Source organism: Amycolatopsis marina, assembly GCF_900111885.1.
GTDB lineage: Bacteria > Actinomycetota > Actinomycetes > Mycobacteriales > Pseudonocardiaceae > Amycolatopsis > Amycolatopsis marina.
In genome coordinates, this window is record NZ_FOKG01000010.1 from 256,521 (window position 1) to 280,973 (window position 24,453).

A 24,453-nucleotide genomic window follows, 5' to 3' on the forward strand; every position below is an offset into this window, starting at 1 on the left:
CGTAAGCGCTTTCAGCAGCAGCATAGAGATCCGTGCCGGTCGGGGCAAGCGTTCGGCGTCGAGATCGGACAGCGGTGTGGGGTCCGGTGACGACGATCGCCCGTTCCTCCTGCGGGGAACGGGCGATCGCGGTGCGGCATTACTCCTGCGTGGACTCCATCCCGGGGGCGCGACGCGGCCGGTAGCGGGAGATCGCGACACCGATCAGGCAGATCGCGCCGCCGATGAGCCCGTACGCCGTCGGTATCTCACTGAGCAGGATCCAGGACAGCAGCACCGCGACAGCGGGGACGGCGTAGGTCGTCGCGCTGAGCCTGCCCGCGTCCATCCGATGCAGTGCGTAGGCCCAGGTGCTGAATCCGATCGCGGTCGGCACGAGGCCGAGGTACACCGCGCCCAGGATCGCACCCGCGGGCGCCGACGCCAGTTCTCCCAGCAGTTGTGGCACCCACGGCAGGAGCACCGCGGTGCCGACGACACAGCCGAGCCAGGTCACGGTGGCGCCGTCGACGCTGCGCAACGTCACCTTCTGGATCAGCACGCCCGCCGCGTACAGCAGTGCGGCCAAGATGCACAGCACGACTCCGAGCCAGTCACGCTGCCCGGTGGAGTCCATCCCGATGACCACGATCCCGGCCAGCGCGACGACGGAACCCACGATGAGCGTTCGCGGAAAGCCCTCGCCCAGGAACAGGCCCGCCCCGAACGCGATCAACAGGGGGGCGCTGTTGATCAACATCGCCGCCGTGCCCGCGTCGACAAGGCGTTCGGCGGCGTTCAGCGCGACGGTGTATCCCGCCAGCCACAGCACGCCGTACGCGATGACGAGCCGCAGCGACGTCGCCGACGTCGGAATCTTCGGGAGGCGACGGTGCCGCAGCAGCATCAGCACGGTGAGCGCGACACTCGCCACCGCGAGCCGGAGCAGCGCGAGGGGTGCGGGGGACAGGGCGTGCCCGATTCCGCGGATCGCCACGAACGCCGAGGCCCACAGCACCACCGTGAGGACGACAGCGGCTGCCGCCATGTTGCGTTCGGACAGAATCGGCGAGCGGGCCGCCTGCCCCTGCCGCGGAGGCTCGAGTAGTTCAGTCACAACTGCCATCGTCGCCAGCCAGATTCAACAGCACAAGCGATTACTACTTTATGACTGTTAAGTGGTGCTGTATGATCTGCGCATGCTCGACGTACCGCGTCTGCGCCTCCTGCGCGCCGTTGTGGCCACCGGCTCCATTCGCGCGGCGGCCGCCGCCCTCGACTACACCCCGTCCGCGGTGAGCCAGCAGCTCGCCCTGTTGCAGCGGGAGACAGGGCTGCGGCTCTTCGACCGCGTGGGCAGGGGAATCGAGCCCACGGTGGCGGGACGGACCCTCGCGGCCGAGGCGGAATCGTTGTTCGAGGCGCTGAATCGGGTCGAAGGAGTCGTGGGCGACCTGCGGCTGGGCCGGGTGGGCAGGCTGTCGATCGCTTACTTCTCCTCCATCGGCGCGACCTGGCTGCCGCCCGTCGTCGCCGCCCTGATGGCGGAGTTCCCGGAGTTGCGGCTGGACCTGCGGATGATGGAACTGCACGCAGCCACCGATTCCACTGCCGCTGCCGACGTCGACATCAGCATCTTCGTCGAACGGCCGGGCACCGAGTACTCGCCATTGCACCAGGTGCGCAGGCTCGTGGATGACCCGTACCTCGTGGTGGTCCGCGACTGCGACCCGCTCGCGGGACTGACCGAGGTTCCGCTCGCGGCACTGGCGGAGGAGCGGTGGGTCGACAACGATCTGAATCACGGTGCCTGCCGTCAGGTGCTGCTCGCGGCCTGCGCGGAGGCGGGCTTCTCCCCGCGGTTCTCCGTCGAGACGCATGACTACCACACCGCGATCCCGTTCGTGGCAACCGGAATCGGGATCACGGTGATTCCCGAGCTCGGCATCGGTGAGTTGCCCGCGGGGCTGACGGCGATTCCTGTTGTGGCACCGGCCCCGGTGCGGCATGTCAGCGTCGCGGTGAAGAAGTCGATCGGTGAGCACCCGGCGGTGCGCCGGGTCCTCGAACTGCTGGAGGCACGGGTGCCCGCGGTCGCGGGACGGTAGTCCCCACGCGCCGGATGGCTCAAGGTCTCGGGCGTGGTCCCGACACGGCCCACTGTCACTTCCATCTGAATTGTTCAGCGCTTGCTGTTATATCAGCGCTCGATGTACTATTTCTCGCATGCTGACATTGACATGTGAGACGCGGGGTGCGGCGCTGGCCCGGTTGGGCCGAGCGCTGGCGGATCCCACTCGATGCCGGATCTTGGTCGCACTGCTGGACGGGGAGTCCTATCCTGGGCGGCTCGCCGAGCAGCTGGGTCTGTCGCGATCGAACGTGTCCAACCACCTGGCCTGCCTGCGCGGCTGCGGTCTGGTCGTGGCGACATACGAGGGTCGCCTGGTGCGCTACGCCCTGGCCGATGTGCACCTGTCCCGGGCGCTGCACGAGATGGTGCACATCGTGCTCGCCGTCGACACCGCCGAGTCGTGCCTGGACGACCCACTGCCTGTCACCGCGGCAGCGAGGTCGAAGGCGCAGGGATGACCGAGAACCCACAGCGTCGTGCTGTTCAGCCGACCACCACCGACGCGGAGCCGGACGGTTGCGCTGACCAATGTCGCGGTCCGGACATCTCGGCGACCACCGGCGCCATCGATCCGGCTCGACGGGGCGTGCTCTCCCGGCGGGTGCGGTGGCTGGTGGCGGTGACGATCACGTACAACCTCGTCGAGGCGGTCGTGGCCATCTCCGCGGGTGCGGTGGCCAACTCCGCGGCGTTGATCGGTTTCGGCCTGGACTCGGTCATTGAGGTCGCTTCGGCCACCGCGGTGGCCTGGCAGTTCTCCGGTGCCGACCCGGAAGCCCGCGAACGGGTTGCACTGAAGGTCATCGCGGTGTCGTTCTTCGCGCTGGCCGGATACGTCACCGTCGAGTCCGTCCGGGCCCTGTTCGGCGCCGCCGAGGCGGAGCACTCGACGGTGGGCATCGTGCTGGCCGCGGTGTCCCTGGCCGTGATGCCGTTGCTGTCCTACGCGCAACGCCGTGCCGGGCGTGAGCTCGGCTCGGTCAGTGCGGTGGCGGATTCGAAGCAGACCCTGTTGTGCAGCTACCTGTCCGGGGTGTTGCTGATCGGGCTGCTGGCCAACAGTCTGCTCGGCTGGTCCTGGGCGGACCCGATCGTCGCCCTGGTCATCGCCGCGGTCGCGGTGAAGGAAGGTCGCGAAGCCTGGCGTGGTGAACACTGCTGCTGATCGAGCGCCGACCTCGATGCTCAGTAGGCCACGGTGAACCTGCTCCGGTGATGACGAGGGCGCTCGGCCTCGTCGACCAGTGCCACCGCCAGGTCCTCCATCGAGATCGCCGAGTTGCCCGCGGCGTCGATGAGGAGTTCGTCGGCACCCAGCCGGTAGCTGCCCGTGCGGAGCCCGGGTTCCAGCCGTGCGGGCGGGCTCAGGTATGCCCAGTCCACATCGGACACTTCTTGGCATGCGGCGAACTGTCCCGCGCAGGCCCGCGCAATGTCCCGGTAGGCGACAGGAACGAAGGCCGGATCATCCATTGCCAGAGCGCCGGAGCCGGGAACGGTGAGGGTGGCCGCGCCGCCGACAACCAGTAGTCGTGCCCTGGTGCCGGCTACTCCGGCCAGCGTCGACTTCGCGGCCGTCACGAGTTCGTTCTCCCTGCCGGGAATCGGGCGGATCGCGCTGATGACGACATCCTGTCCGGCGCTCAGGCGGGCGACGTCCTCGAGAGTCCCGGCGTCGCCAGAACGGGCTTCGGCGGCGGCGGGCAGTTCGGGAAAGCGGGCCGGACGGCGTACGACCGCGGTGACCTGGTGGTCGCGTGAGAGGGCTTCGGTGACGACGCGGCTGCCGACGTTTCCGGCAGCGCCGAAGACGGTGATACGCATGGTGTCGCTCCAGACTGGGAGATCAGTGGGTTGGGGAGAGGGAAACCGGTGCGGGTCCGGCGGGCTGTGGTCGTGGCGTGCGACTCCCCGGTGTGCGGCGGCGGGTCTGCGCCACGACCAGCGCCGCGAGGACCACGAATCCGCCGAGAAGCTGTGCGGCCGTGAGGTGCTGGCCGAGCACGAGCCAGCCGAGGGTCGTGGCGACCACCGGACTGAGCAGACCGAGAAAGGTGACCTGGGTGGGGGAGAGGGCGCGGATCCCGCGGAACCAGAGTGCGTAGGCCAGCGCGGAGCCGATGATCGTGAGATAGGCGTAGCCCGCCAGGTTCGAGGCGCTGAGTTCTGCGGGTGGTGGACCCTCGACGAGCAGGGTCACCGGAAGCAGTACGAGGCCGCCCGCGACGAGCTGCCAGCCGGTGGTGGCGAGAACCGGCGCCGGTGAGGTCCAGCGTTTGCTGAGGACGACGCCGGTGGCCATGGCGACCGCGCCGCCGAGTGCGGCAGCGACCCCGATGGTGTCGAGCTGCGCGTTCGCACGGAGGACGAGCAGGCTGACCCCGGCCAGTCCCGCTCCGGCGGCAACGATGGTGCGCACGGTCAGGCGTTCCGCGAGCAGGCCCGCCGCGAGTCCGGCGACGATGAGGGGCTGCAGTGCGCCGACGGTGGCCGCGACCCCGCCGGGTAGCCGGTAGGCGGCGATGAACAGCAGTGCGAAGAACGCGCCGATGTTGAGAGTGCCGAGCACCAGCGCACGCCACCACCATGTCCCCTCCGGCAGGCGCCGGGTGAGGACGAGGAGCAGGAGGCCGGCGGGCAGGGCCCGGAGGACCGAGGCCAGCAGCGGGCGGTCTGGTGGCAGTAGTTCGGTGGTCACGAGGTACGTGGTTCCCCAGATGGCGGGCGCGAGGGCCGTGACCAGGATGAGCGCCGTTCGATTGCTTAGCACTAAGACAATGTATCTCAGCGCTAAGCAATGCGCTAGGATGAGTTCATGGCCGACCACGTGGACCGAATACTGGAGCAGTGGGCCGCCGAGCGGCCTGACCTGGACGTATCACCGATGGCGGTGATCGGCCGGCTGTCGCGGCTGTCACAGCTGATCAGTGCCCAGCTGCGGGAGACGTTCGCCGCGCACGGGCTCGACCGGCCGTCGTTCGACGTGCTCGCCACGCTGCGCAGGAATGGGCCGCCCTACCGCCTGACTCCGGCGCGGCTGATGCGCTCGGCCATGGTCACGTCGGGGGCCATCACGCAGCGGCTCGACCGGCTCGAGTCGCGAGGGCTGGTGGTGCGTACCCCCAGCGCGTCGGACGGACGGGGAGTGGATGTCGCCCTCACCGACGAGGGGATGGCGCTCATCGACCGCGCGCTCCCCGACCACGTCGACACGGAGCACCGTCTGCTCGCCGCGCTCACCCCGGCCCAGCGGGAGGTGTTCGCGGGCACACTGCGGGATCTACTGGAGTCACTCGGCGACACCGTCGACTGAACGTCCACCCCCCCCGGGACTACCCTGCGGCGATGAGTGGATGGACGAGGGGTCAACAGTGAGCGCCCGGTTTCAGGAGCTCGACTGGCGCGTGACGCCGATGGGCGAGATCAGTCTGCGGCGCAGACTGGATCCCACTGTGGGCAAGGAAATCTACGAGATCAAGCTCGACGACGATTTCCTGATGTCGAGCCTGTTCACCGTCGCCGAGGTGGAGGTCGGGCGCCGTGCGCTCGCGGAGGTGACGGGATCCGGTCTCGACATCGTGGTGGGCGGGCTCGGTCTCGGCTACACCGCCCTGACGGTGCTGGAGAGCTCCCGCGTGGGTTCTCTCGCCGTGGTCGAGGCGCTCGGTGAGGTGATCGAGTGGCATGAGCAGGGGCTGATACCGGCGGGTGCGACGCTGCGGTCGGACCCACGGTGCACACTGGTCCACGGTGACTTCTTCGCGATGGTCCAATCGCCGTCCGCTTTGGACTCCGCGGTGCCCGGCGGGCGGTTCCACGCGATCGTCGTCGACATCGACCACTCGCCACAACACCTGTTGCACCCCAGCCACGCCGGCTTCTACGAACCCGAGGGCCTGCGCACACTCAGCAGCCGACTCCACCCCGGCGGAGTGTTCGCGCTCTGGTCGAACGATCCGCCCGACGCATCGTTCGTGGCCGCGCTGTCGGCGAGCTTTGCCGAGGTCAGGGCCGAGGTCGTCACCTTCCACAATCCCCTGCAGGAGCGCGAGGCCGCCAACACCGTCTACCTCGCCAAGGCCGAAGCGGAGTAGGCGGCGCGGCCTACTCGAAGCGGGCGGGGTCGCCCGCTCCTCGCCGGACGATTTCCGGTTCGTCCTTGGCGAAGTCGACGACGGTGGTCGGGCTGATGCCACAGCTACCGGAGTCGACGACCGCGTCCACCACATGGTCGAGCCGTTCCTTGATCTCCCAGCCCTGGGTCATCGGCTCCTCCTCCTCGGGGAGCAGCAGCGTGCTCGACAGCAGCGGCTCGCCCATCTCGGTCAGCAATGCCTGGGCGACGACGTGATCGGGGATACGGACACCGACGGTCTTCTTCTTCGGATGCATCAGCCTGCGCGGCACCTCCTTGGTGGCGGGCAGGATGAAGGTGTAACTGCCGGGCGTGGACGCCTTGATCGCGCGGAACACCGCGTTGCTGATGTGGACGAACTGGCCGAGCTGCGCGAAGTCCTGGCACACCAGGGTGAAGTGGTGCCGGTCGTCGAGCTGGCGGATCGACCGGATCCTGTCGATGCCGTCCTTGTTGCCCAGCTGGCAGCCCAGTGCGAAGCACGAATCAGTCGGGTAGGCGATGAGACCGTCGCCGCGGAGGATCTGGACCACCTGGCCGATCGAGCGTCGCTGTGGGTTGTCCGGATGCACGTCGAAGTACTTCGCCATGGACCGAGCCTAGGCCGTGTGCGCCGCGGTGTCCGGGTGAGGTGTCGGGTTCGCGATCAGGCTCGCCGGGCCCTGGCCCTGCGCTTGCCCTCGTGCATCGCCTGCACCCTGGCGACGGGGATCGCCCTGCCCTCCTCGATCAGGTCCGAGCCGAGCCGCTGCGGCGCGGGCATCGCCCCGGCCCACGGGTCGCCGTCCCCGATGAGCCGCGGCGCGGTGTGGATGGTGAAGTCGGCAGGCGTGACACGATCGAGCTCGTCCCAGGCGACCGGGAACGACACCGGTGTGCCGGGCCGCAGCCGGGGGCTGTACGCGGCGACCACGGTGGCGCCACCGGCCCTGGTGGAGTCGAGGAACACCCGGTCGCCGCGGTCCTCGCGGATGTACGCGGTAGTGGCGAGGACGGGATCGAGACGTTCGGCTCGCGCGGCGAGCGCGCGGGTCGCGGCCGCCACGTCGTCGGCCGTCGCGTCCGGGGCGAGTGGGACGAAGACATGGACCCCCTTTGCCCCGCTGGTCTTGACCGCACCGCTGAGTCCGGCGTCCGTGAGCGCCTGACGGACCAGCTGAGCGGCGCGCACGGCGAGGGTGAAGGCGTTGGCGACCGGCGGATCGAGGTCGAGTACGAGGTGGGTGGGACGCTCCGGCGCCTCGGCGCGGACCAGGGCCGGGTGGTACTCCACGGCACGCTGGTTCGCGAACCAGAGCAAGGTCCGCCGGTCGTCGCACAGGGCGTAGGACACCTCCCGCTTGGACGACTCGGCCCACACGGTGACCCTGCGCACCCAGGACGGGGTGTACTTCGGGACGTTCTTCTGCATGAACGGCCGCTGACCGCGGAGCACTCGCATCACTGAAAGCGGCCGCCCGCGCAACTCCGGGATGATCCGGTCGCGAACGGCATCCAGATAGTCCACGAGGTCCCGCTTGGTCGCACCTGCCCCCTCGAACAACGGCTGATCGAGGTTGGTCAGTGCCACGCCGTCCCGTTCGTCCCCGTGGCTCATCCGACTACTGTCCCCGGGGGGAACTGCGTGGTCAACAGGTCATTCCTGGTCGAGCAGGTGGAAGTCCGCGGTGGTCTCCCAGGTTCGCCGATACCGCGCTTCCTCGGTCATCGACGCCGCCGCGGGATCTTCTGCGCGAACTCCACGATATTGCCGTCGGGATCGGCGAAGTGCAGCGTGCGCTCACCCCACGGTCGATCCACCGGACCGGTCAGGAGGCGCACGCCTGCCTGACGCAGTCGCTCGGCCTCGGCGTCCACGTCGTCCACGACGAAGGCGATCTCACCGGTCGGTGCCCTGCCGCCGGGCCCACCGATGAGTTCTGGCAGCTTCGCGCGCGCGAACAGCGAGAATTTCGTGTTCTCCACGGCGAACTCGACGTAACCGTCGCCCTCGACCCTGACCTCGAGCCCGAGTACATCGCGGTAGAACTCGACGGATCGGCCGAGGGACTCGACATAGGTGATCACATAGTCGATGCGGCGCATGCGGAACACCGTAGTCCCTTGTCAGAGGCGACCGTGCGTGATGTGGAGGCCCACGTAGCCGTGCTTCGGGTGCAGGAAGCCCTCCGGCAACCTGCCGATGATGTCGAAGCCCAGCGAACGCCACAGCGCGACCGCTCGCGTGTTCGTCCCCACAACGGCGTGAACTGCCGGCCTGCTCGGGATCGACGATGAAAGCGGACTGCCGGGCGGCGTGCCGCCCCTGTTTTGGTTCTTCTGCCGCCGGGTACCTCACCGGAGCTTGATCACGGTCGTCGTCGTGGGAGGTGCACGATGCAGTCCGAGCGCACGCGTCGGTTCCGGTCGGTCGGCGCGCTGCTGGTGCTGGTTCTTGCTCTCACGAACGGTGGCTGTGCCAGTTGGGCGCTTTCTTCGGGATCCACTCTGGACCGGGCTGGAGAGAAGGTGTACTCGCAGGTGCAGGTGATGTCGCTGGTCGCCGAAGCCGCTCAGCGGGAACACCCGCCCACGGTGTCCCTGCAGGTGATGCTGGACGACGCGGAAACCGTGCTGTCCGAAAAGGAGGAAATCGTCACCGAAGTCCCGGCTCAGCGCCAGCACCGGGACGAGCTACTCGGACTGGTCCACCGGTCACAGGACATCCTTCGGAGCCTACGGTCCGCTGTGGACAAACGGGAAGTCGGAACACTGCGGAGCGTGCGACAGGAGTTGAGCTCGATAGCAGGCCGCATCGAGGCGCTGGGGATGACATGAAGAAGCTGTTGACCCTGACCCTTGGGGTGCTCACCGCCATCGGCGGATTCGTCGACATCGGCGATATCGTCGCGAACGGGCAGGTCGGTGCCCGATACGGCCTCGGCCTGCTCTGGGTGCTGGTTCTGGGCGTGATCGGGATCTGCGCCTTCGCCGAGATGTCCGGCCGGGTGGTCGCGGTCTCCGGCCGCCCGGTGTACGACGTGATCCGGGAGAAGCTCGGCCCGAGGGCGGCGTTGGCCAACCTGGTCGGCTCGTTCTTGGTGACCTTCCTGACGATGATCGCGCAGATCGGCGGCATCGCGCTGGTGATCGAACTCGCCAGCGGTATCCCGCACATCGCGTGGATCGTGCCGATAGTGCTGGGGCTCTGGCTGGTGCTCTGGCGAGTGAAGTTCGAGAAGATGGAGCAGGCGTTCGGTCTGGCAGGACTGATGATTCTCGTCTTCGGTCTTTCGGTGTGGTGGCTGAGTCCGGACTGGAACACGCTTGCCGACCAGGCACTGCGGTTCGCGGCGCCACAGGGGGAGCCGTTGCCCACCTATTTCTACTACGGTGTCACGTTGTTCGCCGCCGCGATGACGCCCTACGAGGTGTTCTTCTTCTCCTCAGGCGGAGTGGAGGAGAAATGGACGCCGAAGGACCTGCGTACGCAACGGCTGAACGTCCTGATCGGGTTTCCGCTCGGCGGGGTCTTCTCCGCGGGCATCGCCGCTGCCGCGGCGGTGGCACTGCTGCCCACCGGCATGAGTGTGGAGTCACTGGGGCAGGTCGTGCTGCCGATCGCTCTGGCCTTTGGTGTCGCCGGCGTCGCAGTGGCACTGTTCGGCCTGTTCGCCGCCACTGTGGGTGCGGCGCTGGAAACCGCTCTGTCCTGCGGTTACATGCTGGCGCAGTACTTCGGCTGGACCTGGGGCAAGCGACTGCCGCCGGTGAAGGCGTCCCGGTTCCACCTGGCACTGGGGTTGGCCCTGCTGGCGGGCCTGCTGGTGATGCAGACCGGAATCGATCCGATCAAGGTGACCGAGTACGCGCTGATCTTCTCCGCGATCGCCCTGCCGCTGACCTACCTGCCGGTGCTCATCGTGGCCAATGACCGCGAGTACCTCGGCGACGCGGTGAACGGGAAGCTCAGCAACGGCATCGGTCTGGTGATTCTGGTGGTGATCGTTATCGCGGCGGCCGCGGCGATCCCGCTGATGGTGATGACGGGAATGGGAGCGTGAGGCGGATATGAGCGACTGGCACCGTGGGCGAGCCGGGTACGGCATTGAGCGATGTGCAGCCCGCCGGCGAGTGAGGCGGATATGAGCGACTGGCACCGTGGGCGAGCCGGGTACGGCATTGAGCGATGTGCAGCCCGCCGGCGAGTGAGGCAGATATGAGCGACTGGCACGGACGCGAGTGGGTCGATCTGGGCACCGAGCTGCTCGACCACCAGATCGTGGCCCGGAACGAGCAATCGGCGGGCAAGGTCGACGACCTCGAGCTTCGGACCCGGCCGGACGGCCGTCTCGAGGTCCAGGCCCTGGTGGTGGGCACGGCCGCGCTGTTGCCCAGAATCGGCTGGGCGCGAGTACCTCTGCGGTGGCTGCTGGCCCGTTTCGGTGGTCCGGACGAAGCCAGGACCATCCCGCTCGATCAGGTGACCGGGGTGGACTCGGCGGTGCACGTCACCGACGACGCGGCAGGAGCGGTGCTGAGTCCGACCGAGCAACGATTGCGGCAGAAAGTGATCCGGCGTATTCCCGGAGGTGGCCATGCGAGTTGGTGAACTGCTGGGGACGCCGATTCTGGACGCGGACGGCAGGCGGCGGGGCGTGGTCATCGAGGTCAGAACACGCGCCGAGGGCGGGACCGGAGGAGAGGCCGCGCTGGTGGTGGACGGGCTCGTGCTCGCCACACATCGCTGGCGGTTGTTCGGCTACGAACGTCGGGACGAGCGCGGCCCGGCGGTCCTGCGTGCGGTCCTGCGCCTGGTGCATCGGCACACGCGGTACGCGGGCGTCGACGAGGTGGACATCGACGCGGGCAGCGCGGTTCACCTGCGCGAGTCCTGGGATGCGCTGCGCTCCGTCCACGACATACCGCACTGATCGGTGTCAGTGGTTCCCGAGGGAGTGAGGGCCGGTTTCCACGCGCCTCGTTCGGGTACGCGTCCCCAGTACGCGAGCGACGAGAGGAGCGTGACCATGTCGCAGCCGAATCCGGTCCAGTTGCAGAAATTCCTCGGCGGTGTCGACTATCCGTGCAGCAGGGACGACCTGGTGCAGCACGCCCGCAGCAAGGGCGCACCCGACGATGTTCTCCAGGGGTTGCAGGAACTGCCGGACCAGACCTACAACGGCCCCGACGACGTGAGTGGCGCCTACACGTAGACGGGGGACTCCGTACGAAAGCCGTCGGCCCGGGGTGAGTACCGGGACCGACGGCTTTCGTACGGGACGGTCGAACAGCTCCTAGTTCTTCCGTCCGCTGAGCCCGTCCCGCACCTTGTCGATCAGGCCCGCGCCGGGGTCGAGCATCAGGTTGGCCGGCGGCTTGTCCGGTGCGCCGGGATGCGGCCTGGTCGGTGCCATCTTCTTCGCCCGCAGCACCTTCTCGCCCAGGTCCCGAAGTTCCTGGTCGGAGCAGGCCGACTGCAACTTGGGCAGCAGGTCGTTCTCCTCGTCCTGCACGTGGTGCCGGACGTCCTCGATCAGCTGCCGCAGTAACTGGTCGAACTGGGGGTCGGTGGGCTCGACGTCCTCGAGCTGTTTCATCACCTGTTCGGCCTCGGCGTGCTCCTCGATCTCGTGATCAGCGAGCTCATCGCCGCCAGGGAGGTGCTTGCGCGCCGCGGGGTACATGAACTGCTCTTCTGCGACCGAGTGGCGGACCAGTTCGGCGATCACGTGATCGGCCAGGTCCCGGCGATGCTGTGGCGTGCCGGACCCGCTCTCCAACTCGGTGAACACCCGCTCGACCTCACGGTGGTCATTCGTGATGACGGTGATCAGGTCAGTGCGTTCCTGCGTTGTCATTGTGCCTCCGTGACGATATCGGTCAGTCCGTGGCCACGGGGTACCCGAACCTCCGCGAACTGAACATGGGCAGGGGGCACAGCTCAAGCACCGGGGGCGGTCGCGTGACTGCGTAGCCAACGGGCGAGCAGTTGCGGTTCGGCCACGGTGACGGTGAGGGCGGGGTGGCGAAGGACGCCCAATGGCTCCACTCCGCGGACCGGCCGGTGGAAGTCGATACACACGCCGATGAGCGTGTTGGTCCCGAACGTGAGCCCACGATCCATAAGGGACACACGTGTTCCGATCGCCCGCAGCGCCGAGAACGGCCCGGTGACCGAGGCGCCCGCGATGTTCGTCAGCGGCGAATGGACGTGCCACGGTCCGAACCGCACGGAAAGCCCGTCCCAGCCGACTCGAACGCCGCTGGTCTTCCGATCGAGATGTAGCGGGGTGAGCAGCCGGGCGAATCGTGGGTCCACGACGAAGGGGAAGTGGTGCTCCTGGTCGATGACGCCGTCCTTGTCGCTACCGAAGTCCGAATTGTCCACAGTGTTGTCGTTCCTGTCGATCGTGCCGGTAGGGGAGTGCGATGGGGTCGCGGCACGGGTACCCGGGGCACAGGCGCTTCACACCGTTCTCGTGGGGCCCGGGTGATTGGCCCGCGGACACCGCGGGTAGCCGGAGCGGCAGAGGGAACAGCCGGAGCACAGGAGGCATGATGGCCCAGAGGAACCAGCCGCCGCAGCAGCAGAACCCGCCCGGGTCCACCGAGCAGATGCGGCCCGAGCCGCGCGACTCGATGGAGGACTACGAGGGACGCGGACTGCTGGCCGATCGCAGGGCGCTGATCACCGGCGGGGACTCCGGTATCGGCCGGGCCGTCGCGGTCGCGTTCGCCAAGGAGGGTGCTGACGTCTGCATCGCGTACCTCGAGGAACACGAGGATGCGAAGCGCACCGCCGAGCTCGTGCGGGCCCAGGGCAGGCGCTGCGAGTTGGTCCCGGGGGACCTTGGCCGGGCGGAGCAGTGCCGGGCCGCTGTCGACGAAACAGTGCGTGCATTCGGCGGCCTGGACATCTTGGTGAACAACGTTGCCACGCAATGGCCGGTGGAATCGCCGGAGGAGTTGACCGAGGAACAGTGGATGCGGACGTTCGACGTCAACATCCACAGCTACTACCGGGTCACCGCTGCCGCTCTTGCGCATCTCGGCGAGGGTGACGTCATCGTCAACACGGGCTCGGTGAACGGGCTGCGGGGGAACAAGTCGCTGATCGACTACTCGGCGACCAAGGGGGCGGTGAACGCGTGGACCTACTCGATGGCCCAGGCGCTGACGCCGAGAGGGATCCGGATCAACTGTGTCGCTCCGGGCCCAGTGTGGACACCGCTCATTCCCTCGACGTTCCCCGAGGAGAAGGTCGAGGGCTTCGGGCAGCAGGTGCCCATGAAACGACCCGCCCAACCGGACGAGCTCGCTCCCTCGTTCGTCTTCCTCGCGTCGAACCGCCTCTCCTCGTACTACACAGGTGAGGTCATCGCGGCACTCGGAGGCGAGACGATGCCGGGCTGACGAACAACGTTCGGGGACGGACACCCGGTCTAGTGACAACTCGTGATGAAGTTGTTTCTGAACCGTGACAGAGAATATGCTCGTCGAGTTCGGTTGAGACAGCAGCCATGGGGAGTCCGTCCCCTTCCTGAGCTCGACGAACGGGTGACGGTCGCTCCCGCACAACATCCGTGTGTGAGGGAGGACGGGCATGACCACCCCTGTACCGCTACAGCGTCGCTCGAGTCGTGTGTCCCAGGACTATCTGCTGATTCGCTCGGAGTACGTCGACACGATCGCGGTGATCCGATTCGACGGTGACATCGACGCGTTGACCGGGAAGGCGATGAGTTCGGCGCTGGCCACCGAACTCGACTGTGCGCCCGCCGCGCTCATCGCCGACCTGTCCGCAGTCGAGTTCCTCGGGTGCGCGGGACTGTCGGTGCTCGCCGAGACCGATGCCCGTTCCCGCAGGGCGGGGATCCCGATGTGTGTCGTGTCCACGCGCCGTGCGGTACTGCGACCGCTGTTCGTCAGCGGCCTGCGTGACCGCCTGCGTGTCCGGCCTTCCCTGTCCAGGGCCCTGCTCGATCTGGGCCCCGTCGTGGCGTCGGCTTCGCCGCGGATCAACCACTGACCTTGGCACGGCCGCCCGGCGTGACCAGGTCGCCGACCACACGCAGATCCGCAGTGAACGCGGTGTACGCCGCGTCTCGGTCGGGAGCTCGCAACACCGAGGAGGGGTGCACGGTGGCCACGGCGTGCATCGGCCGGTGCACGAGTTCCTCGGGCAGGTCCACCACCTGGCCTCGGCGCTCGGTGACCTTGAAGCCGGTTCCGAGCACCGACTGGGCAGCGGTCGCGCCGAGAAAGACGACGACGTCGGGATCGGTGCCGCCGAGTTCCGCCAGCAGCCACGGACGGCAGGCGAGGATCTGCCCGCGCGAGGGTTTCTTGTGCAGTCGTTGCTTACCGCGTTCCGGCCTGGTGAACCGGAAGTGCTTCACGGCATTGGTGACATAGACCTGCTCACGGTCGATGCCGCAGTCCCGCAGCGCGCGGTCGAGCAGCCTGCCCGCGGGGCCGACGAAGGGCTCCCCCTCCCGGTCCTCGGCGTCGCCTGGCTGCTCGCCGACGAAGAGGAGCTTCGCGTCCTGCGGGCCTTCCCCGAACACCGCCTGCGTCGCGTCCTGGTAGAGGTCACAGCCCCGGCACTGCTGCACCGCGGTGCGTAGGTCCGGCAGCCTTCTGCTCCCCGGAAGGTAGTCGGATGCGTCGGTCATGTCGTCTCTCCTCAACCACCGAAGGGAACAGTCAGGCAGGCGATGCGCCCGCCTGCCTTCCCAGCCTCGCCGGGGCCGGTGCGTGTGGTCGCCGCTTCGTGGACCACGACAGAGTTCGGCGCGTGGTCGGTGAAGACGAAGGGAACCCGCGTGCTGGTCTCACCGTTGCCCTCGCCGTTGGTCACCACGTCGAGCCAGATCTCGTTCTGCGGGTTCGCGTACGTGGGATCGTGTGACGGGTCGTCCGGCGTGGCCTGTGGATCCACCTTGTGCTGGTAGTGCGGCCCTGCCTTGTCCCCGGTGGGACCACAGTGCTCGGTGTGCGCGTGCACCGCGTAGCCGCGATCCGGCAGGAAACCCTCGATCTCCAGTTCGACGGTGGTGCTGCCGTTCTCGCTCTCGGACTCGACGCGCATCACCGCGCCCACGGGAACCAGCTCCGTGTCGTAGGTGATGGAGTCACCGGTGTTGTCGGAGACCTCCCTGAGCGTCCCGTTCATGCTCACCTCGCTGCCGGTGGCCGAGGTTGCCGGAGCGGGAGCCTCCTCGTTCTCGTTCGCACTGGGAGCCGAGTCGTCGGTGCACGACACGGCGAGGAGCCCGACGGCGGCGAGCGTGATGGCGTACCGGCAGCTCGAACTGATCCTCTGGTCACGTCTCATCACTACGGTGTTCCCCGCGGTGACCAGGTTCAATCGGCTGCACGGAGCGCGCCATCGGACACGGCAGCGCGGAGCGCGTGGTTCAGTTTCCGTCGGGGGAGAAGCGGTTCAGGCCGGTCAGCACGCGCCGGGCGAGATCGGGATCCACCACCGCGCTCTCGCCTGCCATCTGCTCCTGCACCAGCGACCGCCTGCCGTCGCGTCGGGGCAGTGCCACTCCCGAGGCCGACACTCCCATCGGCAGCGGGATTTCGCACCAGGCGATCTTGCCGCGGTCGCCCCTGGGAACGACGCCGGTCCGCCGGTCCGCGAGACGGGGCGAGGCGGAAGGCGGCTGCGGGGATTGGTCGTCCTCGACCTCGACGAGCAGATGATCTGCCCGGACCTGTAGCCGAACCGTGATGAAACCCGGCTCGCGCGGGTTCGCCCGATCGACCACGTCGGCGACGAAATGAGCGGCGGCATGCGTGGCCTCGTCCTGCAGCGGCCGCAGGGCCCATTCGGTGAGCGTGAACCGGACGAAGAAGTCCGTGCAGTTCACAGCGCTGGGGTAGGTGACGAGTTGGAGGTCTTCGACCTGCGCGGTCTGGGAGTTCACTGGGATCCTTTCGTCGTCCGCGTCCGGCCCCGGCTGTTCGCCGCCGAAGGTGGCATCTTGCCAAGCCGTGCCTGTCCCGTCACTCAGGGGTGCCGAACGCACACCGGTTGGTCTGATCGGGCGATGACCGCAGGGATCGGTCCGGCAAAGAACTGTGCGGAGGTCTTGCACGCGGGACGTCCCCCGGCCTACTTACTCGGTAGACACGGACCGCAGGGAGGGAGCCGTGGTGTCGGGTGGGGGCAGTCCTGGTGATTTCGAACGGTTCTTCCGGGAGGACTACGGACGGCTGATCGCATACCTGCGCAAGAGCGGGTTCAGTGCGGTGATGGCGGAGGACGCGGCGGCCGAGGCCATGGCGAAGGTGATGGAGGCATGGGACGACGTCGAGCACGCCGGGGCGTGGGTGCGAACGATCGCACGCAGGTACGCGTGTCAGCAGCTGAAGAGGCTGGAAGCTGGTCTGGAGCGCGCGCGCTCGAGCGAGTGGGCAGGTAGCGCCGGGAACGGTCACCGCGATCAGCACGACGGCCCGGAGTCGTCGGTGTTGCGCGATGAGCAGATTCTCTCGCTGCTCAGCCGGCTGCCGAGGCGCCAACGCGAAGTGATGGCGCTGGTGTTCGAAGAACGCGACAATGAGGAGATCGCGGATGACCTCCGGATCTCCGAGGCCACTGTACGGTCGAACCTGCGCCACGCCAGGAAGCGGCTGAAGCGGATCTACGAGCGAGAGTATCGGGCCGACTCGGGGGATGGCGAGGAGCAGGGGGATGCCGACGATGAGTCGTGACGAGGCGACGTTCACCAAATGGCTCGATGAGGCCGACAGCAGTTTCACCGAATCCGTGCGTGGTGCCGTGGACGTCGAACGAGCACTGGTGGAGGTGCGCTGGAGATCAGTGACGCGAACTCTGGACGAGCCGCGGCGGAACCCGGGGATCGCGGGTGAGGACCTTCCGGAAATCGTCGCCGCCGCGCAGGAAGGGGAGCGGTACGCGATCGAGCGGCTGCTGTCGACGATCGGCCCGCTGATGGTCCGGTACTGCCGGGCGAAGGTGGGCAGTCAGGTTCGGGGGTTCACCTCGGCCGACGATGTGGCGCAGGAAGTCTGCATCGCGGTGTTCCGTGCGCTTCCGTCCTACCGGGACCAGGGCGACTCATTCCTGGCGTTCGTGTACGGGATCGCGCGGCACAAGGTGGCCGATGCGCATCGTTCGGCCGCACGGGACCTGTCCGTTCCGGTCGCCGACGCGCCCGACGGGCGGGACGGGGCACCCGGGCCGGAACGGAAGGCGTTGCGTCACGAGTTGACCGGCAGGCTGGGGCGGTTGCTGCAGGTGCTACCCGAACGTCAGCGCGAGATTCTCCTGCTCCGGGTGGTCGTGGGGCTGACCGCGGAGGAGACCGCGGTCGCGGTCGATTCCACTCCGGGAGCGGTACGAGTGGCGCAGCATCGCGCGTTGGCGAAACTCCGGACGATGATCACGGACGAGCGAGAAGAATGATTTCGGCATGCGCGTCACTGTCTTTCGTGAATCTGCTTCCGGTACCTGGATTGTATAGACGGAAATAACTGAGCGAGCATTGTTTCCCTGACGGATATTGATTTGCTCTTTTCTGTATTCGCGCAGATGTGTGGCTGATTGCATTGACGATCCGGCGGGTCGGCGTTCGCCTTTCCTTGCTTCCCCTGACGTATTCAAGGTTGTTGATGAATCCCGGGCTGTCGAGTGCGCCCCTCGGCTCAGGCGAGGGGGGCGGTTCGGGTGTCGCGTCGGGCCGATCGGGGCTCCGGTCACCCTGGGGTGGTGCTTCGTGTCAGACGGTGTGGCCGCAGAAGTGAACACACAGCGAACTTGAGATCGACCGCCGGATCAAACACGCGGGTTAAGAACTGATCACAACATCCACCGAGGGCTACATTGCGTTGCTGTCACTGGGCTGAACGAGTGAATGATCGGTCTCATCGGCAAGTCCGCACGAGCTCGCGCGACTGGCCCGCCCGGGATGTGCGTCCACAGCGCTACGACCACCCGGTATGGCCTGTTTCGTGGCCTGTTCGCGCTGTGTCCAAAGGTGCGGATCGCGTCAGTCCGACCTGTACAACGGGTGAAATCGCAGATCACGCCTTCGACGCATTGATTAACCGTGGTCCGGGTCAATACATTGTGTGTAGGCGGTTCACGGGCGGTCAGCGTCGATTCGCCGTGAGCACAGCCAGGGCCGGGCAGCACGGTCTATTATGGACGCTTCTCTGGGAGTGGGCGTCGCCGTGTGAAATGTGCCCACCGGTCCGAGGTGCGAGACGGATCGCATCCACCTGCACTTTTTCGTCAAGAGCGGCGTGCTGCGCGCCAGCATTTGTGTATCCGGCCTAATCTGGAGGGAAACGCACATGAACAAATCGACTCCTGGGGTGACGGATTCGAGACCGGCCAGTGGTGCTGGCGTTGCCGGTGGCCAGGCGGAACCGGCCATCGAGGCACACCCCGCGCAGGCGTTCGGCGACGACCCCTTGCTCGTCCGCGATACCGACCACTACACCGACGAGTACGTGACCGGTTTCGTGGAGAAGTGGGACGAGCTCATCGACTGGAAGAAGCGATACGAGAGCGAGGGCAGGTTCTTCGTGGACCTGCTCAAGTCCCACGGCGTGAAGTCCGTGCTCGACGTCGCCACCGGTACGGGGTTTCATTCCGTGCGGCTGATCGAGGAGGGCTTCGACACGGTGAGCGTCGACGGCAGCCCGGAGATGCTGGCCAAGGCGTTCGAGAACGGCAAGAACTACGGTGGTCACATCCTGCGGGTGGTGCACGCGGACTGGCGCTGGCTCAACCGCGACGTGCACGGTGAGTTCGATGCGGTGATCTGCCTCGGCAACTCGTTCACTCACCTGTTCTCCGAACGCGACCGGCGCAAGGCGCTCGCCGAGTTCTACGCCGTGCTGAAGCACGACGGCATCCTGATCCTGGACCAGCGGAACTATGACGCCATTCTGGACTCCGGATTCACCAGCAAGCACGCGTACTACTACTGCGGTGAAGAGGTCAAGGCCGAACCCGAGTACGTCGACGAGGGTCTCGCGAGGTTCCGCTACAGCTTTCCCGACCAGTCCCAGTACCACCTGAACATGTACCCACTGCGCAAGGACTACGTCCGGCGCCTGGTTCGTGAGGTCGGCTTCCAGCGGGTCGAGACCTATGGCGACTTCCAGGACGCCTTCTCCGCGGATGAACCGGACTTCCTGATTCATCTCGCGGAGAAGAGCTATGTGGAGGCCAAGGACGAGCGGCTCACCTACTCGACCACGGTGAACACGGCGCGGGACTACTACAACTCGCAGGATGCGGACAGTTTCTACCACTCCGTATGGGGTGGCGAGGACATCCACGTCGGACTGTACGACCACGCCGACGAGGACATCGCCACGGCCAGCAGGCGAACCGTCGAGCGCATGGCGAGCAAGCTCGAACTCGGTCCCAACGTCCGGGTTCTCGACATCGGTTCCGGCTACGGCGGTGCCGCAAGGTACCTGGCGAAGGTGTACGGGTGCCGGGTCTCCTGCCTCAACCTGAGCGAGGTCGAGAACGAGCGCAACCGTGCGCTGAACACCGAGCAGGGCCTGGCCGACCTGATCGACGTCGTCGACGGATCCTTCGAGGACCTGCCCTTCGAGGACAACCACTTCGACGTCGTGTGGTCGCAGGACGCCATGCTGCACAGTGGGGATCGCATCCGGGTGCTGCAAGAGGTCGACAGGGTGCTGAAGCCGCGAGGGGAGTTCGTCTTCACCGACCCCATGGCTTCGGACACCTGCGACAAGATTGCGCTTCGACCGATTCTTGACCGGCTGCATCTGGAATCGATGGGTTCCCCGGAGTTCTACCGGCGGGAGCTGAACCGGCTCGGCATGCGCTCCATCGAGTTCGACGACCACACCGATCAGTTGGCCATCCACTACGGCCGGGTGCTCGCCGAGACCGAGCGGAGGGAGGCGGAGATCGCGCGGCGAGTCAGCTCCGACTACCTGACGCCGATGAAGGTGGGCCTGCGGCACTGGATCGACGGTGGCAAGGCAGGCGATCTGACCTGGGGAATCTTCCACGTCCGCGCCTGAGGGCGCATCGAATCACCAGCACCAGCGCACCGCACCTCCGATCAGTGAAAGGTGACCTCCTTGAGTACCGGCAACCGCAGACTGTTCACCAGCGAGTCCGTGACCGAAGGCCATCCGGACAAGATGTGTGACGCCATCAGCGACACCATCCTGGACGCGATGCTCGCACTCGACCCGCGCAGCAGGGTCGCGGTGGAGTCCATGATCACTACCGGTCAGGTGCACGTGGCGGGCGAGGTCACCACGGACGCCTACGTCGACGTGCCGACACTGGTGCGGGAGAAGATCCTGGAGATCGGCTACGACTCGTCGAGCAAGGGCTTCGACGGCAACTCCTGCGGGGTGAACGTCGCGATCGGCTCCCAGTCCCCGGACATCGCACAGGGTGTGGACACCGCGTACGAGACGCGACTGGAGGAGGCGCTGGACGACCTGGACAAGCAGGGCGCCGGTGACCAGGGGCTGATGTTCGGCTACGCCTGCACCGATACCCCGGAACTGATGCCGTTGCCGATCGCGCTCTCCCACCGCCTCGCCCGCAGGCTCACCGAGGTCCGCAACAGCGGTGTGGTGCCGTACCTGCGCCCGGACGGCAAGACCCAGGTCACCATCGAGTACGTGGGCGAGCGCCCGGTCCGGTTGGACACCGTGGTGATTTCGTCACAGCATGCCGAGGGCATCGACCTGGACCGCATGCTCGCGGTGGATCTCACCGAGCAGGTCATCAAGCCGGAGATCGAAAAGCTCGGGCTGCAGTCCGAGGATCCGAGGGTGCTGCTCAACCCGACCGGCCGGTTCGTGCTCGGCGGACCGATGGGCGACGCGGGACTCACCGGCCGCAAGATCATCGTCGACACCTACGGCGGCATGGCCCGCCACGGTGGCGGCGCCTTCTCCGGCAAGGATCCGTCCAAGGTCGACCGCTCCGCCGCATACGCCACCCGCTGGGTGGCGAAGAACGTGGTGGCAGCGGATCTGGCCGAGCGTGTCGAGATCCAGGTCGCCTACGCCATCGGAAAGGCGGCACCGGTCGGGCTGTTCGTCGAGACCTTCGGCACCGAGAAGGTCGCACCGGACAAGATCCGCGGTGCGATCGACGAGGTGTTCGACCTCCGGCCCGCCGCGATCATCCGGGATCTCGACCTGCTCCGCCCGATCTACGCACAGACGGCCTCCTACGGGCACTTCGGCAGGGTCGACCTCGACCTGCCGTGGGAGCGCACCGACCGGGCCGCCGCGCTGAAGGACGCCGTGACGTAGCAGGCGTCAGTGCCCGCGGCCGCGGGTGTTCCAGCCCGAACGTGCGTAGAACAGTGTGCGTAGAACCCAAGGAGGGTTATGCACAACTCGGTTGACGGGGGCTGTCCGGAGCTTGCGGAGAAGGGCCCCCGCTGTGGCGTACTTTTCTGCCACAGTAGGGGCTGCTCGCGGCGACCGAGTGTAGGTGAGCTACGGATGATAGCTGCACCTGCGTGTGTGCATAACACTCAATACATAAGCCTCTAGGAGTGTGCGCGATGCGTATCGCGGTGACCGGCTCGATCGCGACGGACCATCTGATGGTCTTTCCCGGAAAATTCTCCGAACAACTCGTCGAGGGCCAGCTGGACAAGGTCTCGCTGTCGTTCCTTGTCGATCAACTCGACATCCGCAGGGGAGGGGTCGCGGCGAACATCGCCTTCAGCCTCGGTGCGCTCGGCATGTCCCCGATCCTGGTCGGCGCCGTGGGCGCGGACTTCGACGACTACCGCTCCTGGCTGGAACGCCACGGGGTCGACACCAAGTCGGTGCACGTCTCCGAAACCAGGCACACCTCGCGGTTCCTCTGCACCACCGACGAGGCGCAGAACCAAATCGCCTCGTTCTACGCCGGCGCGATGACCGAGGCGCGGGACATCGAACTGCGGACAGTCGCGGACCGTGCCGGTGGTCTGGACCTGGTGGTCATCGCGCCCAACGATCCGGACGCCATGGTGCGCCACACCGAGGAGTGCAGGCAGCGCGGTTTCCCGTTCGCCGCCGATCCCTCGCAACAACTCGCCCGCATGGGAGGTGCCGACGTCCGGCTGCTCGTCGACGGCGCGGCCTACCTGTTCACCAACGAGTACGAGACGTCACTGCTGTTGCGCAGCACGGGGTGGACCGAGGGCGAGGTCATGGACCGGGTCGGCTGCTGGGTCAAGACGCACGGCGCGGACGGCGTCCGGATCTCCGCGAAAGACCAGGAGACGATCGAGGTGGCTGCCGTCCCGGTTCGTGAGGAGGTCGACCCGACCGGTATCGGAGACGCGTTCCGGGCCGGATTCCTCTGGGGACTGCACTGGAAACTCAGTCCGGAGCGGGCGACGCAGGCAGGGTGCACGCTGGCCGCGATCGTGCTCGAGACGGTGGGCACCCAGGAGTACCAGCTCAACCGCGCAGACTTCTCCGACCGGGTCGCGCGTGCGTACGGAAACGACGCGGCGGCCGAGATCGAGTCCAAACTACGGGTGTGAGTATGAACAGTTCCTTCCTGGACGAACTCGGCAGGCGTGTGCTGGTCGCCGACGGCGCGATGGGAACGATGCTGCAGTCGTTCCCGCTCTCGCTCGACGACTTCGCCGGTTTGGAGGGGTGTAACGAGATCCTCAACGTCACTCGTCCCGATGTCGTGCGCGGTGTGCACCGCGGATATCTGGACGCGGGCGCCGACGCGATCGAGACCAACACCTTCGGGACGAACTTCGCCAACCTGGCCGAGTACGACATCGAGGACCGGATCTTCGAGCTGGCCGAGGCCGGCACGCGGTTGGCCAGGGAGACCGCGGACGAGTACGCCGAGCCGGGACGGCCGCGGTTCGTGCTCGGTGCGGTCGGCCCCGGCACCAAACTGCCGACCCTCGGCCATGTCACCTTCGAGAAACTGCGCGACGCCTACGAGCAGAACGTGCGCGGTCTGCTGGTGGGCGGTGCGGACGCGGTGCTGGTCGAGACGTGCCAGGACGTCCTGCAGACCAAGGCGGCAGTGCTCGCGGCCAAGCGGGCCATGTCGGCCGAGGGCAGGCGGATACCGATCATCGCCCAGGTGACGGTCGAGACCACCGGCACCATGCTGCTCGGTACCGAGATCGGTGCCGCGCTGACCGCGCTCGAACCGCTGGGCATCGACCTCATCGGGATGAACTGCGCCACCGGGCCCGCCGAGATGAGCGAACACCTGCGCACCCTCTCCCAGCGCGCGCGTATCCCGCTGTCGGTGATGCCCAACGCCGGCCTGCCCCAGCTCGGCGCGGACGGTGCGGAGTACCCGCTGCGGCCGGAAGAACTGGCCGAGGCACTGCGTGACTTCGTCACCCGGTACGGCGCACGGCTGGTGGGTGGTTGCTGCGGTACCACGGGAGAGCACATCCGCCAGGTCCACGAGGCCGTTCGGGACCTCCCCGCCGGCACGCGTGAACCGGACCCCCAGCCGGGGGTGTCCTCGCTGTACCAACCGGTGCCGTTCGCCCAGGACGCCAGCGTCCTGATGATTGGGGAACGCACGAACGCCAATGGCTCGAAGGCGTTTCGTGAGGCGATGCTGGAAGGGCGCATCGACGACTGCGTGGAGATCGCGAAGGCACAGACCAGGGACGGGGCCCATCTGCTGGACCTGTGCGTGGACTACGTGGGCCGGGACGGCGCCGCGGACATGGCCGAACTCGCGACCCGGCTGGCCACGGCGTCCACCCTGCCGATCATGCTCGACTCGACCGACCCGGAGGTCATCCGTGCCGGGCTGGAACGGTTGGGCGGCCGTTGTGCGGTGAACTCGGTGAACTACGAGGACGGCGCGGGGCCGGGGTCTCGCTTTCAGCAGGTGATGGAGCTGGCGCAGGAGTACGGCGCGGCCGTGGTCGCGCTGTGCATCGACGAGGAGGGCCAGGCTCGCACGGCGGACTGGAAGGTCCGGGTCGCGACCAGGCTGATCGAGGACCTGGTCACGAACTGGGGGATGCGGGTCTGTGACATCGTCGTCGACACCCTGACGTTCCCGATCTCCACCGGTCAGGAGGAGGTCCGGAAGGACGCGATCGAGACCATCGAGGCGATTCGCAGGCTCAAGGAGCTCTACCCCGAGGTGCAGACCACCCTCGGGGTCTCCAACGTCTCGTTCGGTCTCAACGCCGCGGCGCGGCAGGTGCTGAACTCG

Annotated in this window: 30 protein-coding genes; 18 read left to right on the plus strand and 12 right to left on the minus strand. The window is 67.1% G+C overall.

Annotated elements, in window-relative coordinates:
- Positions 1–139: 139 nt before the first annotated feature.
- Positions 140–1,105, minus strand: a complete 966-nt coding sequence (locus BM199_RS18245; RefSeq protein ID WP_091674448.1) for a DMT family transporter — start codon at positions 1,103–1,105, stop codon at positions 140–142.
- Between the two features lie 73 nt (positions 1,106–1,178).
- Here BM199_RS18245 and BM199_RS18250 point away from each other — a divergent pair, with 73 nt between their 5' ends.
- The 3 genes from BM199_RS18250 to BM199_RS18260 all read left to right on the plus strand — a co-directional run bounded on the left by BM199_RS18250 (position 1,179) and on the right by BM199_RS18260 (position 3,278).
- A complete protein-coding gene (locus BM199_RS18250; protein WP_091674499.1) occupies positions 1,179–2,087 on the plus strand; it encodes a LysR family transcriptional regulator in 909 nt (302 codons plus the stop codon).
- 118 nt (positions 2,088–2,205) lie between these two features.
- Positions 2,206–2,571, plus strand: a complete 366-nt coding sequence (gene cmtR, locus BM199_RS18255; RefSeq protein ID WP_091674449.1) for a Cd(II)/Pb(II)-sensing metalloregulatory transcriptional regulator CmtR — start codon at positions 2,206–2,208, stop codon at positions 2,569–2,571.
- Positions 2,568–3,278, plus strand: a complete 711-nt coding sequence (locus BM199_RS18260; RefSeq protein WP_091674450.1) for a cation efflux transmembrane domain-containing protein — start codon at positions 2,568–2,570, stop codon at positions 3,276–3,278. Before cmtR ends, BM199_RS18260 begins: the two co-directional genes overlap by 4 nt.
- A 20-nt stretch (positions 3,279–3,298) precedes the next feature.
- On the opposite strand, the gene BM199_RS18265 is transcribed toward BM199_RS18260, so the two are convergent.
- Entirely contained in the window at positions 3,299–3,937 is a 639-nt protein-coding gene (locus BM199_RS18265) for an NAD(P)-dependent oxidoreductase (RefSeq protein ID WP_091674451.1), read from the minus strand.
- A 22-nt stretch (positions 3,938–3,959) separates the two neighbouring features.
- A complete protein-coding gene (locus BM199_RS18270) occupies positions 3,960–4,883 on the minus strand; it encodes an EamA family transporter (protein WP_091674452.1) in 924 nt (307 codons plus the stop codon).
- A gap of 45 nt (positions 4,884–4,928) precedes the next feature.
- On the opposite strand from BM199_RS18270, the gene BM199_RS18275 reads away from it, so the two are divergent.
- Together BM199_RS18275 and BM199_RS18280 are read left to right on the plus strand one after the other, a co-directional pair.
- The gene (locus BM199_RS18275; RefSeq protein WP_091674453.1) at positions 4,929–5,426 is read left to right on the plus strand and encodes a MarR family winged helix-turn-helix transcriptional regulator; all 498 of its coding nucleotides are present in this window, start codon (positions 4,929–4,931) and stop codon (positions 5,424–5,426) included.
- Positions 5,427–5,484: 58 nt separating this feature from the next.
- Positions 5,485–6,207 carry a polyamine aminopropyltransferase gene (locus tag BM199_RS18280; RefSeq protein ID WP_091674454.1) on the plus strand — a complete coding sequence of 241 codons (723 nt, stop codon included), beginning with the start codon at positions 5,485–5,487 and terminating at the stop codon, positions 6,205–6,207.
- A 10-nt stretch (positions 6,208–6,217) separates the two neighbouring features.
- Here the strand turns inward: BM199_RS18280 and BM199_RS18285 are convergent, their stop codons facing one another.
- The 4 genes from BM199_RS18285 to BM199_RS34955 form a co-directional block, all read right to left on the minus strand.
- A complete protein-coding gene (locus tag BM199_RS18285) occupies positions 6,218–6,838 on the minus strand; it encodes an L-threonylcarbamoyladenylate synthase (protein WP_091674455.1) in 621 nt (206 codons plus the stop codon).
- A gap of 56 nt (positions 6,839–6,894) precedes the next feature.
- Positions 6,895–7,845, minus strand: a complete 951-nt coding sequence (gene ligD / locus BM199_RS18290; RefSeq protein ID WP_091674456.1) for a non-homologous end-joining DNA ligase — start codon at positions 7,843–7,845, stop codon at positions 6,895–6,897.
- Positions 7,846–7,952: 107 nt separating this feature from the next.
- A complete protein-coding gene (locus BM199_RS18295) occupies positions 7,953–8,333 on the minus strand; it encodes a VOC family protein (protein ID WP_091674457.1) in 381 nt (126 codons plus the stop codon).
- Between the two features lie 21 nt (positions 8,334–8,354).
- Positions 8,355–8,486: a hypothetical protein gene (locus tag BM199_RS34955; RefSeq protein WP_281245713.1), complete on the minus strand. Its 132-nt coding sequence runs from the start codon at positions 8,484–8,486 to the stop codon at positions 8,355–8,357.
- Positions 8,487–8,624: 138 nt separating this feature from the next.
- Here BM199_RS34955 and BM199_RS18305 point away from each other — a divergent pair, with 138 nt between their 5' ends.
- The 5 genes from BM199_RS18305 to BM199_RS18325 all read left to right on the plus strand — a co-directional run bounded on the left by BM199_RS18305 (position 8,625) and on the right by BM199_RS18325 (position 11,443).
- Entirely contained in the window at positions 8,625–9,065 is a 441-nt protein-coding gene (locus tag BM199_RS18305) for a hypothetical protein (RefSeq protein WP_091674458.1), read from the plus strand.
- Positions 9,062–10,291 carry an NRAMP family divalent metal transporter gene (locus BM199_RS18310; protein ID WP_091674459.1) on the plus strand — a complete coding sequence of 410 codons (1,230 nt, stop codon included), beginning with the start codon at positions 9,062–9,064 and terminating at the stop codon, positions 10,289–10,291. Before BM199_RS18305 ends, BM199_RS18310 begins: the two co-directional genes overlap by 4 nt.
- A gap of 155 nt (positions 10,292–10,446) precedes the next feature.
- Positions 10,447–10,839 (plus strand): hypothetical protein, encoded by a 393-nt coding sequence (locus tag BM199_RS18315; protein WP_091674460.1) that lies wholly within the window; start codon positions 10,447–10,449, stop codon positions 10,837–10,839.
- Entirely contained in the window at positions 10,826–11,161 is a 336-nt protein-coding gene (locus BM199_RS18320) for a hypothetical protein (protein WP_091674461.1), read from the plus strand. Before BM199_RS18315 ends, BM199_RS18320 begins: the two co-directional genes overlap by 14 nt.
- A gap of 96 nt (positions 11,162–11,257) precedes the next feature.
- The gene (locus BM199_RS18325; protein ID WP_091674462.1) at positions 11,258–11,443 is read left to right on the plus strand and encodes a DUF2795 domain-containing protein; all 186 of its coding nucleotides are present in this window, start codon (positions 11,258–11,260) and stop codon (positions 11,441–11,443) included.
- Positions 11,444–11,524: 81 nt separating this feature from the next.
- Here the strand turns inward: BM199_RS18325 and BM199_RS18330 are convergent, their stop codons facing one another.
- Positions 11,525–12,088, minus strand: a complete 564-nt coding sequence (locus BM199_RS18330; protein WP_091674463.1) for a hemerythrin domain-containing protein — start codon at positions 12,086–12,088, stop codon at positions 11,525–11,527.
- 83 nt (positions 12,089–12,171) lie between these two features.
- Positions 12,172–12,618 carry a hypothetical protein gene (locus BM199_RS18335; protein ID WP_091674464.1) on the minus strand — a complete coding sequence of 149 codons (447 nt, stop codon included), beginning with the start codon at positions 12,616–12,618 and terminating at the stop codon, positions 12,172–12,174.
- A gap of 170 nt (positions 12,619–12,788) precedes the next feature.
- Between BM199_RS18335 and BM199_RS18340 the strand changes: the two genes are divergently transcribed.
- Together BM199_RS18340 and BM199_RS18345 are read left to right on the plus strand one after the other, a co-directional pair.
- Positions 12,789–13,643, plus strand: coding sequence for an SDR family oxidoreductase (locus tag BM199_RS18340; RefSeq protein ID WP_091674500.1), 855 nt, complete (start codon positions 12,789–12,791; stop codon positions 13,641–13,643).
- Positions 13,644–13,833: 190 nt separating this feature from the next.
- On the plus strand, positions 13,834–14,259 hold the full coding sequence (locus BM199_RS18345) for an STAS domain-containing protein (RefSeq protein WP_091674465.1): 426 nt from the start codon (positions 13,834–13,836) through the stop codon (positions 14,257–14,259).
- On the opposite strand, the gene BM199_RS18350 is transcribed toward BM199_RS18345, so the two are convergent.
- From BM199_RS18350 to BM199_RS18360, 3 genes are all read right to left on the minus strand, one after another.
- Positions 14,249–14,905, minus strand: a complete 657-nt coding sequence (locus BM199_RS18350; RefSeq protein WP_091674466.1) for a UdgX family uracil-DNA binding protein — start codon at positions 14,903–14,905, stop codon at positions 14,249–14,251. The two genes, BM199_RS18345 and BM199_RS18350, sit on opposite strands and share 11 nt — an antisense overlap.
- Positions 14,906–14,916: 11 nt before the next feature.
- Positions 14,917–15,567 carry a superoxide dismutase family protein gene (locus BM199_RS18355; RefSeq protein ID WP_091674467.1) on the minus strand — a complete coding sequence of 217 codons (651 nt, stop codon included), beginning with the start codon at positions 15,565–15,567 and terminating at the stop codon, positions 14,917–14,919.
- 82 nt (positions 15,568–15,649) lie between these two features.
- A complete protein-coding gene (locus BM199_RS18360) occupies positions 15,650–16,165 on the minus strand; it encodes a hypothetical protein (RefSeq protein ID WP_091674468.1) in 516 nt (171 codons plus the stop codon).
- Positions 16,166–16,391: 226 nt separating this feature from the next.
- On the opposite strand from BM199_RS18360, the gene BM199_RS18365 reads away from it, so the two are divergent.
- The 6 genes from BM199_RS18365 to BM199_RS18390 form a co-directional block, all read left to right on the plus strand.
- Positions 16,392–16,955: an RNA polymerase sigma factor gene (locus BM199_RS18365; RefSeq protein ID WP_177242676.1), complete on the plus strand. Its 564-nt coding sequence runs from the start codon at positions 16,392–16,394 to the stop codon at positions 16,953–16,955.
- Positions 16,936–17,670 carry a sigma-70 family RNA polymerase sigma factor gene (locus tag BM199_RS18370; protein ID WP_281245714.1) on the plus strand — a complete coding sequence of 245 codons (735 nt, stop codon included), beginning with the start codon at positions 16,936–16,938 and terminating at the stop codon, positions 17,668–17,670. Before BM199_RS18365 ends, BM199_RS18370 begins: the two co-directional genes overlap by 20 nt.
- An 890-nt stretch (positions 17,671–18,560) precedes the next feature.
- Complete coding sequence (locus BM199_RS18375; RefSeq protein WP_091674470.1) at positions 18,561–20,282, plus strand: glycine/sarcosine N-methyltransferase; 1,722 nt, start codon at positions 18,561–18,563, stop codon at positions 20,280–20,282.
- 60 nt (positions 20,283–20,342) lie between these two features.
- Complete coding sequence (metK, locus tag BM199_RS18380; protein WP_091674471.1) at positions 20,343–21,542, plus strand: methionine adenosyltransferase; 1,200 nt, start codon at positions 20,343–20,345, stop codon at positions 21,540–21,542.
- Between the two features lie 257 nt (positions 21,543–21,799).
- Positions 21,800–22,777, plus strand: coding sequence for a carbohydrate kinase family protein (locus BM199_RS18385; protein ID WP_091674472.1), 978 nt, complete (start codon positions 21,800–21,802; stop codon positions 22,775–22,777).
- 2 nt (positions 22,778–22,779) lie between these two features.
- On the plus strand, positions 22,780–24,453 hold a 1,674-nt coding region (locus tag BM199_RS18390), incomplete at its 3' end, for a homocysteine S-methyltransferase family protein (protein ID WP_177242677.1).

Excerpts from the sequence above, each read along its gene's own strand:
- BM199_RS18245 (WP_091674448.1), bottom strand. The coding sequence starts at position 1,105 with ATGGCAGTTGTGACTGAACTACTCGAGCCTCCGCGGCAGGGGCAGGCG.
- BM199_RS18250 (WP_091674499.1), top strand. The coding sequence starts at position 1,179 with ATGCTCGACGTACCGCGTCTGCGCCTCCTGCGCGCCGTTGTGGCCACC.
- cmtR (WP_091674449.1), top strand. The coding sequence starts at position 2,206 with ATGCTGACATTGACATGTGAGACGCGGGGTGCGGCGCTGGCCCGGTTG.
- BM199_RS18260 (WP_091674450.1), top strand. The coding sequence starts at position 2,568 with ATGACCGAGAACCCACAGCGTCGTGCTGTTCAGCCGACCACCACCGAC.
- BM199_RS18265 (WP_091674451.1), bottom strand. The coding sequence starts at position 3,937 with ATGCGTATCACCGTCTTCGGCGCTGCCGGAAACGTCGGCAGCCGCGTC.
- BM199_RS18275 (WP_091674453.1), top strand. The coding sequence starts at position 4,929 with ATGGCCGACCACGTGGACCGAATACTGGAGCAGTGGGCCGCCGAGCGG.
- BM199_RS18285 (WP_091674455.1), bottom strand. The coding sequence starts at position 6,838 with ATGGCGAAGTACTTCGACGTGCATCCGGACAACCCACAGCGACGCTCG.
- ligD (WP_091674456.1), bottom strand. The coding sequence starts at position 7,845 with ATGAGCCACGGGGACGAACGGGACGGCGTGGCACTGACCAACCTCGAT.
- BM199_RS18295 (WP_091674457.1), bottom strand. The coding sequence starts at position 8,333 with ATGCGCCGCATCGACTATGTGATCACCTATGTCGAGTCCCTCGGCCGA.
- BM199_RS18305 (WP_091674458.1), top strand. The coding sequence starts at position 8,625 with ATGCAGTCCGAGCGCACGCGTCGGTTCCGGTCGGTCGGCGCGCTGCTG.
- BM199_RS18310 (WP_091674459.1), top strand. The coding sequence starts at position 9,062 with ATGAAGAAGCTGTTGACCCTGACCCTTGGGGTGCTCACCGCCATCGGC.
- BM199_RS18315 (WP_091674460.1), top strand. The coding sequence starts at position 10,447 with ATGAGCGACTGGCACGGACGCGAGTGGGTCGATCTGGGCACCGAGCTG.
- BM199_RS18320 (WP_091674461.1), top strand. The coding sequence starts at position 10,826 with ATGCGAGTTGGTGAACTGCTGGGGACGCCGATTCTGGACGCGGACGGC.
- BM199_RS18325 (WP_091674462.1), top strand. The coding sequence starts at position 11,258 with ATGTCGCAGCCGAATCCGGTCCAGTTGCAGAAATTCCTCGGCGGTGTC.
- BM199_RS18330 (WP_091674463.1), bottom strand. The coding sequence starts at position 12,088 with ATGACAACGCAGGAACGCACTGACCTGATCACCGTCATCACGAATGAC.
- BM199_RS18340 (WP_091674500.1), top strand. The coding sequence starts at position 12,789 with ATGGCCCAGAGGAACCAGCCGCCGCAGCAGCAGAACCCGCCCGGGTCC.
- BM199_RS18345 (WP_091674465.1), top strand. The coding sequence starts at position 13,834 with ATGACCACCCCTGTACCGCTACAGCGTCGCTCGAGTCGTGTGTCCCAG.
- BM199_RS18350 (WP_091674466.1), bottom strand. The coding sequence starts at position 14,905 with ATGACCGACGCATCCGACTACCTTCCGGGGAGCAGAAGGCTGCCGGAC.
- BM199_RS18355 (WP_091674467.1), bottom strand. The coding sequence starts at position 15,567 with ATGAGACGTGACCAGAGGATCAGTTCGAGCTGCCGGTACGCCATCACG.
- BM199_RS18370 (WP_281245714.1), top strand. The coding sequence starts at position 16,936 with ATGCCGACGATGAGTCGTGACGAGGCGACGTTCACCAAATGGCTCGAT.
- BM199_RS18375 (WP_091674470.1), top strand. The coding sequence starts at position 18,561 with ATGAACAAATCGACTCCTGGGGTGACGGATTCGAGACCGGCCAGTGGT.
- BM199_RS18385 (WP_091674472.1), top strand. The coding sequence starts at position 21,800 with ATGCGTATCGCGGTGACCGGCTCGATCGCGACGGACCATCTGATGGTC.